General features: G+C 53.9%; 13 protein-coding genes and 3 tRNA genes. 3 read left to right on the forward strand and 13 right to left on the reverse strand.

Going from position 1 to position 12921, the window contains the following annotated elements; genetic code table 11:
- The first annotated feature begins 20 nt into the window (after positions 1 to 20).
- Entirely contained in the window at positions 21 to 929 is a 909-nt protein-coding gene (gene cysD / locus OUO13_RS00215; RefSeq protein ID WP_283171936.1) for a sulfate adenylyltransferase subunit CysD, read from the forward strand.
- A gap of 1 nt (position 930) precedes the next feature.
- Positions 931 to 2544, forward strand: a complete 1614-nt coding sequence (gene cysN, locus OUO13_RS00220) for a sulfate adenylyltransferase subunit CysN (protein ID WP_283171836.1) — start codon at positions 931 to 933, stop codon at positions 2542 to 2544.
- Between the two features lie 121 nt (positions 2545 to 2665).
- Here the strand turns inward: cysN and OUO13_RS00225 are convergent, their stop codons facing one another.
- The 7 genes from OUO13_RS00225 to OUO13_RS00255 form a co-directional block, all read right to left on the reverse strand.
- Positions 2666 to 3418 carry a TIGR04219 family outer membrane beta-barrel protein gene (locus OUO13_RS00225; RefSeq protein WP_283171837.1) on the reverse strand — a complete coding sequence of 251 codons (753 nt, stop codon included), beginning with the start codon at positions 3416 to 3418 and terminating at the stop codon, positions 2666 to 2668.
- Between the two features lie 165 nt (positions 3419 to 3583).
- The gene (gene purC, locus OUO13_RS00230) at positions 3584 to 4294 is read right to left on the reverse strand and encodes a phosphoribosylaminoimidazolesuccinocarboxamide synthase (protein WP_283171838.1); all 711 of its coding nucleotides are present in this window, start codon (positions 4292 to 4294) and stop codon (positions 3584 to 3586) included.
- A gap of 60 nt (positions 4295 to 4354) precedes the next feature.
- Positions 4355 to 5122, reverse strand: coding sequence for an MBL fold metallo-hydrolase (locus tag OUO13_RS00235; protein WP_283171839.1), 768 nt, complete (start codon positions 5120 to 5122; stop codon positions 4355 to 4357).
- Positions 5119 to 5772, reverse strand: coding sequence for an NlpB/DapX family lipoprotein (gene bamC, locus OUO13_RS00240; RefSeq protein ID WP_283171840.1), 654 nt, complete (start codon positions 5770 to 5772; stop codon positions 5119 to 5121). Before bamC ends, OUO13_RS00235 begins: the two co-directional genes overlap by 4 nt.
- A 5-nt stretch (positions 5773 to 5777) precedes the next feature.
- A complete protein-coding gene (gene dapA, locus OUO13_RS00245) occupies positions 5778 to 6653 on the reverse strand; it encodes a 4-hydroxy-tetrahydrodipicolinate synthase (RefSeq protein ID WP_283171841.1) in 876 nt (291 codons plus the stop codon).
- A 131-nt stretch (positions 6654 to 6784) separates the two neighbouring features.
- Positions 6785 to 7849 carry an AI-2E family transporter gene (locus OUO13_RS00250; RefSeq protein WP_283171842.1) on the reverse strand — a complete coding sequence of 355 codons (1065 nt, stop codon included), beginning with the start codon at positions 7847 to 7849 and terminating at the stop codon, positions 6785 to 6787.
- 1 nt (position 7850) lies between these two features.
- Positions 7851 to 8108 (reverse strand): sulfurtransferase TusA family protein, encoded by a 258-nt coding sequence (locus tag OUO13_RS00255; protein ID WP_283171843.1) that lies wholly within the window; start codon positions 8106 to 8108, stop codon positions 7851 to 7853.
- A 168-nt stretch (positions 8109 to 8276) separates the two neighbouring features.
- On the opposite strand from OUO13_RS00255, the gene OUO13_RS00260 reads away from it, so the two are divergent.
- Positions 8277 to 9731: a M48 family metalloprotease gene (locus OUO13_RS00260; protein WP_283171844.1), complete on the forward strand. Its 1455-nt coding sequence runs from the start codon at positions 8277 to 8279 to the stop codon at positions 9729 to 9731.
- Between the two features lie 99 nt (positions 9732 to 9830).
- Here OUO13_RS00260 and nadA read toward each other — a convergent pair whose 3' ends face one another.
- The 6 genes from nadA to pal form a co-directional block, all read right to left on the reverse strand.
- A complete protein-coding gene (gene nadA / locus OUO13_RS00265; protein ID WP_283171845.1) occupies positions 9831 to 10868 on the reverse strand; it encodes a quinolinate synthase NadA in 1038 nt (345 codons plus the stop codon).
- 146 nt (positions 10869 to 11014) lie between these two features.
- Positions 11015 to 11090: transfer RNA gene (locus OUO13_RS00270), tRNA-Lys, on the reverse strand.
- A 90-nt stretch (positions 11091 to 11180) separates the two neighbouring features.
- Positions 11181 to 11256: transfer RNA gene (locus OUO13_RS00275), tRNA-Lys, on the reverse strand.
- 59 nt (positions 11257 to 11315) lie between these two features.
- Positions 11316 to 11391: transfer RNA gene (locus OUO13_RS00280), tRNA-Lys, on the reverse strand.
- Positions 11392 to 11477: 86 nt separating this feature from the next.
- Positions 11478 to 12167 (reverse strand): tol-pal system protein YbgF, encoded by a 690-nt coding sequence (gene ybgF, locus OUO13_RS00285; protein ID WP_283171846.1) that lies wholly within the window; start codon positions 12165 to 12167, stop codon positions 11478 to 11480.
- Positions 12168 to 12355: 188 nt separating this feature from the next.
- The gene (gene pal, locus OUO13_RS00290; RefSeq protein ID WP_283171847.1) at positions 12356 to 12889 is read right to left on the reverse strand and encodes a peptidoglycan-associated lipoprotein Pal; all 534 of its coding nucleotides are present in this window, start codon (positions 12887 to 12889) and stop codon (positions 12356 to 12358) included.
- Positions 12890 to 12921: the final 32 nt, after the last annotated feature.

Genomic DNA, 12921 nt, shown 5'->3' on the forward strand with positions numbered 1-12921 from the left:
TTCGAGACCATCTTCCCATGATCAGCGAATACAACCTGACCCACCTCAAACAGCTGGAGGCGGAGAGTATCCATATTATCCGTGAAGTAGCTGCCGAGTTTGATAATCCGGTAATGCTCTACTCCATCGGTAAGGATTCCTCTGTGATGCTGCACCTGGCTCGCAAGGCATTTTTCCCTGGCAAGCCACCGTTCCCGCTGATGCACGTGGATACCACCTGGAAATTCCGCGAAATGATCGAATTCCGCGACAAGATGGCTGCGGAAGTGGGTATGGACCTGATCGTCCACATCAACCAGGAAGGTGTTGAACAGGGTATTGGCCCGTTCACTCACGGTTCTTCCAAACACACCGACGTGATGAAGACCGCTTCCCTGAAGCAGGCGCTCGACAAGTACGGTTTTGACGCAGCCTTTGGTGGCGCCCGTCGTGACGAAGAAAAATCCCGCGCCAAAGAGCGTGTGTATTCTTTCCGTGACAGCAAACACCGCTGGGACCCGAAAAACCAGCGTCCAGAACTGTGGAACATCTACAACGGTAAAGTGAACAAAGGCGAATCCATCCGTGTATTCCCACTGTCCAACTGGACCGAACTGGACATCTGGCAATACATCTATCTGGAAGGTATCCCGATTGTTCCGCTGTACTTCTCTGCCCCACGTCCGGTTGTAGATCGCGATGGCATGCTGATCATGGTTGATGACGACCGTATGCCACTGAAAGAAGGCGAAGTACCGGAAATGAAATCCGTACGTTTCCGTACCCTGGGTTGTTACCCGCTGACCGGTGCGGTGGAGTCTGAAGCTGCCACCCTGCCAGAAATCATTCAGGAAATGCTGCTGACCACCACTTCCGAGCGTCAGGGCCGTGCCATCGACCACGATTCATCCGGTTCGATGGAGAAGAAGAAGCAAGAGGGTTACTTCTGATATGTCTCACCAGTCTGATCTGATCGCCCAGGATATTCTTGAGTATCTGAAGCAACACGAAAACAAGGAACTGCTGCGCTTCCTGACCTGCGGTAACGTTGACGATGGCAAATCCACGCTGATCGGCCGTCTGCTATACGATTCAAAAATGATCTATGAAGATCAACTGGCTGCCGTAACCAAGGACAGCGCCAAGGTTGGCACCACCGGTGACCGTCCGGACCTGGCACTGCTGGTTGACGGTCTGCAGGCTGAACGTGAGCAAGGCATCACCATCGACGTAGCCTACCGCTACTTCTCGACTGCCAAGCGCAAGTTCATCATCGCGGACACCCCAGGGCACGAGCAGTACACCCGTAACATGGCCACCGGTGCTTCCACCTGTGACCTCGCCATCATCCTGATTGACGCTCGTTACGGCGTACAAACCCAGACCAAACGTCACAGCTTTATTGCCTCCCTGCTGGGCATCAAGCACGTGGTGGTTGCCATCAACAAGATGGACCTGCTGGACTTCAGCGAAGCCCGCTTCAACGAAATCCGCGAAGACTACCTGGCGTTCGCCTCCAAGCTGAACCTGGCTCAGGACGATATCCACTGCGTACCAATCTCCGCTCTGGATGGTGACAACGTGGTAGACCGTTCTACCCGTTCACCTTGGTATAAAGGCCAGACCCTGATGGAAATCCTGGAAACCGTTGAGATTTCCAAGGACAAGAACATCGAAAACTTCCGTCTGCCAGTGCAGTACGTGAACCGTCCAAACCTGGACTTCCGTGGTTTCTGCGGCACCATCACCTCGGGTGTGATCCAGCCAGGTGACACCATCATGGCCTTGCCATCCCGCAAGACCAGCAAGGTTGAACGTATCGTGACGTTCGATGGTGATCTGGACAAGGCGTTTGTTGGCCAGTCCGTGACCCTGACTCTGGAAGACGAAATCGACATCAGCCGTGGTGACGTCATCGTCAAGATCGACGACCAGCCAGTGGTGGGTAACCGCTTCAACGCTGACATCGTCTGGATGACTGAAAAAGCCATGGTTCCAGGCCGTCCATACGACCTGAAATTCGCTTCTGGCGCCAGCGCCGGTACTGTCAGCAAGATTCACCACCTGATCGACGTGAACACGCTGGAACAGCGCCAGGTTGAACAGGTTAACCTGAACGAAATCGCTCTGGTTGAAGTGAGTCTGGACAAGGCCGTACCGTTTGATGCTTACAACAAGATCAAGGGCACTGGTGCATTCATCATCATCGACCGTCTGAGCAACGTTACCGTTGGTGCGGGCATGATCGTTGGTCAGGCTTCTGCTTCCGATAACAACAGCGCGGTTTCTGCTGAAGAAAAAGCCCGTCGTTTCGGTCAGAAACCTGCCGTTGTTGCCGTTAACGCCGTTAATGCAACAGCACTGGTTGAAGCACTGGATCGTCGTCTGTTCGAAATGGGCCGTGTAGCCGCCATTGGTGCAGCTGAAACTGCTGGCGTGCTGAAAGCCGCTGGTCTGGTTGTACTGGTTGCTGGTGGTGCCGATGGCGCCGACGTCAGCCTCGCAGCCGACAACCAGAGCGTTGACAGCCTGGTAGCCGACCTGCAGGAGCTGGGTATCATCTGATGCCATGCCCTTCTGGGCAAGCCTCGGCTTGCTCAGATAACGGACAATAAAAAAGCGCCCTTGGGCGCTTTTTTATTGTCTGCAGCCCGCCGTTTATCCGGCCAGCCGCGACAACTATCGATCAGAAACCAACAGAGAAAGCTGCACCGTAGTACATACCGGAGATTTTTACGTCGGTATTGATGTCGGCCAGATCTTCATCGGTGTTCAGGTTGATTGCACGGTAACCAGCTTCGATACCCAGATCCACAACCGGGATTGGCAGATCGTAACCAACACCGTAGCTGACGTCAGACAGTTTGTTGCCAGACATACCGATGTAGTTGATATCAGCATTGGCGTAGATACCAAATGGTGTGCTGACTTTTACTTCGGCGAAGCCCATTGGCACCACAAAATCCAGATCCTGGCTGGCAGTTTTGTTTTCTGTCGTGCTGCGAACTTCCGCCATACCGTCAAACTGACGAGCCGTCAGACCGAAGTTGAAATCAAAAAACGGGATTGGCAGCGGCAGGCCCCAGTACAGGGTCAGGTCGGTGTGGCTCAGATCCAGAGTGCTATCAACCGTCTCATTATCAAATCGAGTGTCGAGGAAGCTGATGTCAACTGTCCCAGAACCATTCAGTTCCAGATTGGTCTGTTTGATGCGCACGTTAGGAATAAACGGAATCGGGTGTTCGAAGAACACAGTGATCTGCTGACCGTTTTCGGATTTGATCTGCAGATCATCGTCCACGGATACACCATCGTCCAGCTGACCTGATGGATCAGCATTCCAGACGCTAGCTTTGGCGCCCAGAGTAAACAGCAGGTCTGCATGAGCAGACAGCGGAGCAGCGGCCATCATGGCCAGTACGATTGCAGTCTTTTTCATTGGTTATGTCCTGTTCCAATTGGATATGTGCAAAATCGTCAAAACGGCGCTAGTTTGCCCGGATTCCTGCCATTTGCCAACGCAATCGCCGCCATTGTTCCAGAAAAGCAAAACGCCCCGCCAGCAAAGCTGACGAGGCGTTTCAGAAGCCGTTTCAGGCGATGATCAGAATTGTACGCCGATACGACGGCCTACTTCTTCGTAACCTTCAACCACGTTGCCCAGGCCCTGACGGAAGCGGTCTTTATCCAGCTTCTCACGAGTTTCCTTATCCCACAGACGGCAGCCGTCAGGAGAGAACTCGTCGCCCAGCACCACTTCGCCCTTGTACAGACCGAATTCCAGTTTGTAGTCGACCAGAATCAGACCGCCCTGATCGAACATTTCTTTCAGAACCTTGTTCACAGCAAAAGTCAGTTCTTTCATACGGTTCAGGTGAGCTTCTTCAGCCCAGCCGAAAGAACGTACGTGGTATTCGTTAACCATCGGATCGCCCAGGGAGTCGTTCTTCAGGAACAGCTCGAAGGTAACCGGATCCAGCTCGATACCTTCAGCAACGCCCAGACGACGGCACAGAGAACCGGCAGACACGTTACGAACCACACATTCCAGCGGAATCATGTCCAGACGCTTTACCAGCGCCTCGGTGTCAGACAGCAGGCCTTCGAAGTGAGTCGGAATACCCGCTTCAGCCAGTTTGGTCATGATGAACGCGTTGAACTTGTTGTTCACCATGCCTTTGCGATCCAGCTTCTCGACTTTTTTGCCGTCAAAAGCAGAAGTATCGTTACGGAATTCCAGCACCATCAGGTCCGGGTTATCTGTGCTGTATACAGATTTGGCCTTGCCAGAATAAAGCAGTTCGCGTTTTTCCATGAGGATCTCCGGAATATAACTATAAAGAATCGGGCGCCTCGGCAGTGCCGGAGCGGCTGGTTAACGGAATTCGAACCAGCCCGAAATACCATCCTGCCCCAGTAACTGCACGGAATCCGCATCGCATCCGAGGACACGAGACAGCTCACGGCGCACCAGTTCAGGGCTGTTGTTTTTTTCGCTGATATGACCTGCTGTCACCTGTTGCAGACCAGACCATAACAACGCTTCCAGTAACTGCGCACACTGGCCGTTACTGAGGTGACCATAATTACCAGCAACACGCGCTTGCAGCGCTGGCGGATATGGTCCTTGTCTTAACATCACCGGATCGTGGTTGGCCTCAAGCTGCAAGGCATGACACTCCCGGTAGGCATCCAGAATGTGTGGAGTGATCGATCCAAGGTCACTCAACACACCCAGACGGCGTTCTTCTGTGTGGCTGGCCACCACAAACTGCAGAGGCTCATGGGCATCATGTGGAACCGTTACCGGCCGAACCCGCAGGGTTTCAAGCTCCAGCAGCTGGTCACCGTGTAATGGTCGCCATAACTCATGGTCGAGCCACCCCATCTTGCGCGCCGTACCAAACGAGCTGTACAGCGGCCGATCAAGCCATTCACAGACCGCCAGCGCCCCGCGGGAATGATCAGTATGTTCGTGGGTAACCAGTACCGCATCCAATATGGACCAATCCGCTGAGGCTGCGGTCATACGCTCCAGAATGCCCTTGCGACTGAATCCGCAGTCGATCAGAAGGCTTCTGCCAGCGTGTTCAACCAGGGTTGCATTTCCCTTGCTACCACTGCCTAGCGAGGCATATCTCACTGGGTCAGCTGTTTATTCAGAACCCGCAGAACCGATTCCGTCAGCTCCGCACCCGCCAGCTTGTCATCTTCCTTCAACAGGGAAACATACACACCGGTACGGGAACGGTTCATTTTCAGCAAGTAGGTGCCAGTAACCAGCTCCGGTTTGCTACCCCACAGGCGGCCCCACCAGCCGATATCCTCTTCGGATTCGCGCTCGCTCAGCTCCATGTACCAGGTGCCAACACTGCGGTTGAGGTCGGTTACCTTCAGTGGCGTTTTGGTCAGGGCATCACTGACGGCTGACCATGCCTGAGCAAAGTTACCGTCCATACGCAGTACCAGACTACCAGAACCGTCGGTTTCGAGACGAGGGTTCAGCGCCTGCGACTGATAGGCTGTCAGGCTCTGGGAATCTTCTTCCACATCGTTGCCGCCCACCAGAGGGTCCGGTTTTGGAACTTCAAACGCGGTTGGTACTGCTGGCGTGGTTGGCAGCTGCGGGATCGGATAAAGATCCTGACCACCAACAGGGGCACCACCCACATCCAGCGTTGGCTCGATATCCTTGGTGATCAGGTAATCATCGGCGCGATCGTGAAAACGCTCGCCCAGATAACCTGAACATCCACTCAGGGCAACAACCAGCACTACAGGCAAAAATTTCATAAGCGTCAGATCAGTCCGACAGAAGACATCGCCAGCTCAACTTTCGGAGCAAAGCGGCTGTCCATTTCAACCAGAGGCAGACGCAGACCAGACTTGATCAGGCCCATACGAGCCATGGCCCACTTCACCGGAATCGGGTTGGCTTCACAGAACATGGCTTTGTGCAGTGGCATCAGGCGATTTTGCAGCTCGGCAACTTCAGCAGCCTTACCGTCCAGAGCCAGCATGCACAGTTCATGCATCAGCTGTGGAGCAACGTTGGCAGTCACGGAGATGTTGCCTTTGCCACCCGCCAAAATCAGGTCAGGAGCCGTCAGGTCATCACCGGAATAAACGGCCATACGGTCGCCTACCAGTTCGATAATCTTGCGAGCACGGTCGATATCACCGGTCGCTTCCTTGATGGCAACGATCTGGTCGATATCCGCCAGAGCGGCCACCGTTTCTGGCAGCATGTCACAACCAGTACGGCCAGGTACGTTGTACAGCCACTGCGGAATATCAACCGCTGCAGCAATCGCTTCGTAGTGTTTGATGAGACCGCGCTGTGGTGGCTTGTTGTAGTACGGAGTCACCAGCAAGCAGGCGTCAGCACCCAGATTTTTGGCTTCACGGGTCAGCTCAATGGCTTCCGCTGTGCAGTTGGCACCAGTACCGGCGATAACCGGGCGACGGCCAGCAACCTGTTTGATCACGCGGGCAACGACCGCCAGATGCTCTTCAGTATCCAGAGTGGCTGATTCACCAGTAGTGCCCACTGGCAACAGGGCATCAGTACCATTCTTGATGTGGAAGTCCACCAGGCTGTCCAGGCATTCCCAGTCGACCTGGCCATCAGGATGCATTGGCGTGACCATTGCCACAATACTGCCGGTGATCATGAGCTTCTACTCCGCTAGGTTGTCGCCCCGAATCAGGATGCAATGGCTGTCGGGGTTTAAAAATCAAGGGCGCAATACTACTGGCGTGCTGGCGGAGTGACAAGTCACCCCACCATTATCCGGGGTATCAGTTACGCACCAAATGGATGATTGTGGCCCGGCCACGAGCTGATAACGGCCTTGAACAGGGTTGCCAGAGGAATTGCAAAAAACACCCCCCAGAATCCCCACAATCCACCAAACACAAGAACCGCCACAATAATGGCTACCGGATGCAAGTTCACCACCTCGGAAAACAGCAACGGCACCAGTACGTTGCCATCCAGAGCCTGAATAATGCCGTAGACCACCATCAGGTAAATAAAGTCATTGCCCCACCCCCACTGCATGTAGGCGACCAGAGCAATTGGCACGGTAATCACCGCCGCACCGATATACGGAACCAGCACCGACAGACCAACACCAATCGCCAGCAGTGCAGCGTAATCCAGACCGAGAATCAGGAACGCGACATAACTGACACCACCAACAATCACGATCTCGAGCGCTTTGCCACGGATGTAATTGGCGATCTGGAGGTCCATTTCACTCCAGACCTGATTCAGCAAGTTGCGTTGAACTGGCAGAAAATCCACACACCAGGCGATGATCTCATCACCATCCTTGAGCAGGAAAAACACCAGAATCGGCACCAGCACGCAATAGATCAGCATACCCATCACCAGGGTGATACCGGAAATCGAGAAACTCAGCGCCCACTGTCCCATGCTGGCCAGCTCATCCCGGATTTGCTGCATCCAGTCCTGGGCCTGTTCGACCGACACCAACTCAGGATAACGCTCAGGCAACAACATCATCAGCGCCTGTCCTTTGCTGGCGATTCTCGGCAACTCTACCGCCAGCTGCGATAGCTGGGTCCAGGTGGCCGGCAGGATAATAAACAGCAGCAGCACCATCAGGCTGACAAACAGCAGGAACACCACAATGGTGGCCGATAAGTGCCCCATCCCGACACGCTTGCAACGATCCATCAGACCTTGAAGCAGATAGGCAAACACCACTGCCGTGAGAAACGGAGCCAGTACATGTCCCAGAAACATCAACACCAGCAAGGAACCAACAATCAGCGCCAGTAACAGCAACGCCTCTTCATTTGAAAAATAGCGATCAATCCAGCGCTTCAAAACCTGCATCATGTCAGGTGGATCCTTTTTCTATCCAGAAACTGTAAAGCTTGCCATCTTCCTGACTGGCGAGCAGACGGTGTGGAGATGTCTCCACAAAACGGGGTATATCACGCCACGAACCGGCATCGGAGGCTTTGACCAGCAATACCTCGCCGGGTGCCATCGACTTGAGCTGCAAACGGGTTTTCAGAAGCGGCAGCGGGCAAGGTTGCCCTTCCGCATCCAGAAATCGATCAAAAGGAATTGAATTAGACACAACCGGCGCCATTTGCCAAACTGGTGGGATATGCAACGATAATCTCAAACCGCGTTACAAGTCTCAACGCTTCTCTGCACCGAACGTATCACATTATCCCGTCCCCGGCCGCCCCAGGAACTTTTTGGCCTGCGCGGGTCAGAGCCGGATTACAACTTTGTTTCCTGTGGGAATTTCCGATTGAACCGAACACTTGTCTGCATATTGCTGGGAGCCTGTGCGGCCACTGCTCACGTCCAGGCAGACCAGTTGCCCTCGCTGGGTGACAGCTCATCGTCCTACGTTTCCCTCGAGGACGAATATCGCCTGGGCCGAGATTGGCTGCGCCAGCTACGAGCCAACACCCAGCCGATTGAAGATCCACTACTGGAAGAGTTCATCGAGAATACCGTCTACAAGCTGCTGCCGTTTGCGGACATGCCGCAGAAAGAGTTCGAGTTCATCATGATCGACAAACGCGAGCTCAACGCCTTCGCAGCGCCCGGCGGTATTATTGGCGTCAACTTTGGTCTGTTCCTGTTCAGCGAAGACGAAGATGAGCTGGCGGCGGTACTGGCGCACGAACTCGCCCACCTTGGACAACGACACTACGCCCGTGGCGTTGAACAGGCCCAGCAACAGGAACCTGTGGCCATTGCCACCCTGCTCGCCAGCCTGCTTCTGATCGCGACCAATCATGCCGATGCCGGGTTCGCAGGATTGATGGCCGGCCAGGCCGCCAACATCCAGAACCAGCTGGCCTACAGCCGCGACTGGGAGCGAGAAGCGGACCGTATCGGTATTCGCACCCTCGCCGCCTCAGGCATGGACCCGGAAGCCATGCCAAGCATGTTTGAGCAGATGCAAAACTCCCAGCGGATTGGCGAAGCACCACCGGAATTCCTGCTGACTCACCCTCTCACGGGCAGCCGTATTGCCGATGCCGCGGATCGCGCAGCACAGTATCCGACCGAACCACGACTGGTTGGCATTGATTTTCTGGTGCTCAAACAAGAAGCGCAGATGCGCTACCAGCTCAACCCGGAGCAAGCTCAAGCGGAGTACCTGACTACACTCGACAAGCCCGGCATCAGCGACGCCCTCAAAGGGGCAAGCCTTTGTTCTCTTGCCTCATTGGCGCTAAAACAGAATCAGCCTCAGAAAGCGATCGACTGGCTTAACCAGGTTCCAGCCAATCTGCAACGGGAACCGGTTGTACTGAGTCGTTTGGCGCGCGCCAAAGCTCAGACCGGTCAACTGGACGACGCCATTCGCCTGCTGCGTCAACAACAGGTTTACCGTCCAAACAGTTATGTGCTGGCCGATACTCTTGCCGACATATTGGACAACGGCGGCCGCTCCCGCGAAGCAACAACCGTTCTGAAAGATCTCAGCAATCAACGCCCTGGCAATCCGCTGATCTGGAAAAAACTGTCCATCGCAGCGGCTCATGCCGACCAACAGGTCACCGCCTATCAGGCCAATGCCGAATATCTGTATCTGACCGGTGATGATGCCCGCGCCGCCAGTCAACTCGACATGGCAATTCAGGCAGCTGCCAAAAGTGGCGACTTCATGCGCCAGGAAGCACTCAAGGAGCGTTTGCGCCAGATCACAGGCTCAACTGACCCGAAAGCACCACCACGCCGCTCCTGAGCCCCAGGAGCACGCGTCTTCGCTGAAAGGCAGATAACAAAAAGCCCGCTAATGCGGGCTTTTTGTTGGGACCAATCTCCATCTGTAGCTGGGCCAATATCAGACCTTGAAGTCCAACATACGCTGCAGGCTACGCACCGCACCCTGACGCAGGGTTTCTTCAACAAAGATTTCCTGATCACCACGTACCAGCACGTCACGAATATTGGCCAGTCCGTTCATAGCCATCCACGGACAATGTGCACAGCTACGGCAAGTTGCACCATTGCCGGACGTAGGCGCTTCGATCAGCAACTTGTCAGGCACAGCCTGCTGCATCTTGTAGAAAATCGCCTTGTCGGTCGCCACGATCATGACCGGATTCGGTAAGGTGGTAGCCGCTTTTATCAGCTGACTGGTAGAACCAACGGCATCCGCCATTTCAACCACAGACTGAGGAGATTCAGGGTGAACCAGAATAGCGGCTTCCGGATATACCTTGCGCAGGTCTTCCAGCGCCTTGGCCTTGAACTCATCATGAACGATACAGGCGCTATCCCACAGCAACATATCAGCACCAGTATTACGCTGAACGTAATCACCCAGATGGCGATCCGGCGCCCAGATCAGCTTCTCGCCCTTGCCATGCAGGTGAGCAACCACATCCAGCGCGATACTGGAGGTAACCACCCAATCTGCACGTGCTTTTACCGCAGCAGACGTATTCGCATACACCACCACAGTGCGGTCTGGATGTTGATCACAGAACGCTGCAAACTCATCGGCAGGACACCCCAGATCCAGAGAGCAGGTTGCCTCCAGTGTTGGCATCAGCACACGTTTTTCCGGGCTGAGAATCTTGGCGGTCTCTCCCATAAAACGCACACCAGCAACGATCAGGGTGCTGGCTTCATGACGAGAACCAAAACGAGCCATTTCCAGCGAGTCCGACACACAGCCACCGGTTTCTTCAGCAAGCGCCTGGATCGCCGGGGCGGTGTAATAATGCGCCACCAGGACAGCATCTTCCTTACGCAGCAACTCACGGATTTCTTCTTTCAGGGCTTCAGCCTGTGCAGGATCCAGCGGCTCTTCACGAGAAGTCGCCAGAAATTCCTGAACCAGCTGTCGTTGTTCTTGTTGGACGACCTGCGACATAAGGATCTCATTACCAGGATGGAAAACGGACAGAGTGTAACACAGTCGGGAAATATCCCGTTTTGACCTTGAAGATTGATGGTCGCAAACATTTTGCGCCCAATGAAAAAAGGGAGAAAGCAAGGCTTTCTCCCTTTTTTAAATAGTGGTGGGTCGTGCTGGATTCGAACCAGCGACCAATTGGTTAAAAGCCAACTGCTCTACCGACTGAGCTAACGACCCAAGCCTTGGCGCGCATTTTACTGATTTATGTGACACTGTCAACAACTTTCAGTATTTTCACATCTACCACCACATCAGACTTGTTTGAAGTGGTGGGTCGTGCTGGATTCGAACCAGCGACCAATTGGTTAAAAGCCAACTGCTCTACCGACTGAGCTAACGACCCGATGCTATAAACGCTTCTTTCAGGTTAGTCCACCACCATTCCCGAAGCGTTTGGGAAAGTGGTGGGTCGTGCTGGATTCGAACCAGCGACCAATTGGTTAAAAGCCAACTGCTCTACCGACTGAGCTAACGACCCCCTGAAAGCGAGACGTATATTACTCGATTTTCAGGCTTGTGCAAGCAGAATTTTAAAAAATATGAAATTTTTTAAAAAAACTGAAATCAGCCGCCTGCATTCAGCTTATCCAGATAGGACTGTGCCAGACGAACTGTGCCATCAGCCTTGCCGGAATAACGTTTGACCACGGTTTTCAGCCACTCAATTGCACCCGCCTTGTCACCAGACTTGTCGAGCGCCACAGCGTACTTGTAGGTAGCATCAGGAGCTTTGACATGATCCGGGTACTTGTCGATCACCTTGCGGAAGCTGGTGATTGCCGATGCCAGTTCTTGCCGAACCATATACACCTCGCCATTCCAATAATAGGCATTGGCGGTCAGGGCGTCATTTGGATAGGTTTTAACGAACTGTTCGAAGGCCTTGTTGGCAGCAGCAAACTGCTTGTCCTTGACCAGCGCCATCGCAGCATTATAGGCGTCTTCAGCAGAAGCTGATGAAGTCGGCTCGGAACTGGCAGCAGAGCTGTCAGATGCTGTAGAAGAAACAGAAGTCGAGGCAGAAGAGGATGCTGAGGTATCAGTCGTTGCAGTGCTGGAAGCGGAAGGTGTCGTTGCCGACGCACCACTACCATTGGCAGTAGTGAGGAACACGATACGACGATCGAGATCAAGATAGCGGGTCTCGCTGTCTTTTTCGAGACGCTTGATCTTCATGGATTGGGATTCAACGGTACCACGCAGTTGCGCAATTTCCTGCTGCATCTGGTCGATCTGCATCAGCAGTTCGCTCATCAGATTGCCCTGGGCGGGCGTATTAACAGCAGTGACCGGTGTGATTGGAGCCACTGGGACTACAGGATTCCCGGAACTGATCGACGTACTAGCAGGTGCGCCTTGGGAGGACGCACCTACAGACACCCAGTCACCCGCACTGGCACTGGCTGAAACAACCAGTGCTAAAGGGATGATGAGTGATTTCATTAACGGCTCTGGTATTTGATTTCTACGCGACGATTTTTCTCGTAGCTGGACTCATCGTGACCAGAAACGGCTGGACGCTCTTCGCCGTAAGAAACAACTTCGATCTGACCAGCAGCAGCGCCGTTAGCCAGCAGGAAGCGACGAACAGCTTCACCACGACGCTCACCCAGAGCCAGGTTGTATTCTACAGTGCCGCGCTCATCAGCGTGACCTTCCAGAACAACACGGGCAGTAGAGTTAGCAGCCAGGTAAGCAGCATGAGCGGTCAGAGCAGCTTTGCTTTCGGCTTTGATAGTAGACTGGTCGAAGTCGAAGTAGAAAACGGTCTGAGCCAGCAGAGCAGCTTGAGCTTCACGAGCAGCAGCTTCACGAGCAGCAGCATCCAGAGCAGCCTGGTCAACAGTGTTGGTAGCAGTTTCTACTTGAGCAACAGTGCTGCCTTCTTCTTCTTTAACGTCTTTGCTGGAACATGCGGTTACCAGCAGAGCGGCCAGAGACAGACCCAGAGCTTTGTACAGTGCGTTGGTTTGCATAATTAATTACCCACTCCAATTGAAGGTTCAAC

Origin of the sequence: Parathalassolituus penaei (genome assembly GCF_026626885.1) — a bacterium.
In the GTDB taxonomy this organism is placed as follows: Bacteria; Pseudomonadota; Gammaproteobacteria; order Pseudomonadales; family Oceanobacteraceae; genus Oceanobacter; species Oceanobacter penaei.

Bases quoted from the DNA above. Each gene is read 5' to 3' on its own strand.
- cysN (WP_283171836.1), top strand. From the start codon at position 931: ATGTCTCACCAGTCTGATCTGATCGCCCAGGATATTCTTGAGTATCTG.
- OUO13_RS00225 (WP_283171837.1), bottom strand. From the start codon at position 3,418: ATGAAAAAGACTGCAATCGTACTGGCCATGATGGCCGCTGCTCCGCTG.
- purC (WP_283171838.1), bottom strand. From the start codon at position 4,294: ATGGAAAAACGCGAACTGCTTTATTCTGGCAAGGCCAAATCTGTATAC.
- bamC (WP_283171840.1), bottom strand. From the start codon at position 5,772: ATGAAATTTTTGCCTGTAGTGCTGGTTGTTGCCCTGAGTGGATGTTCA.
- dapA (WP_283171841.1), bottom strand. From the start codon at position 6,653: ATGATCACCGGCAGTATTGTGGCAATGGTCACGCCAATGCATCCTGAT.
- OUO13_RS00250 (WP_283171842.1), bottom strand. From the start codon at position 7,849: ATGATGCAGGTTTTGAAGCGCTGGATTGATCGCTATTTTTCAAATGAA.
- OUO13_RS00255 (WP_283171843.1), bottom strand. From the start codon at position 8,108: ATGGCGCCGGTTGTGTCTAATTCAATTCCTTTTGATCGATTTCTGGAT.
- nadA (WP_283171845.1), bottom strand. From the start codon at position 10,868: ATGTCGCAGGTCGTCCAACAAGAACAACGACAGCTGGTTCAGGAATTT.
- ybgF (WP_283171846.1), bottom strand. From the start codon at position 12,167: ATGAGCGAACTGCTGATGCAGATCGACCAGATGCAGCAGGAAATTGCG.
- pal (WP_283171847.1), bottom strand. From the start codon at position 12,889: ATGCAAACCAACGCACTGTACAAAGCTCTGGGTCTGTCTCTGGCCGCT.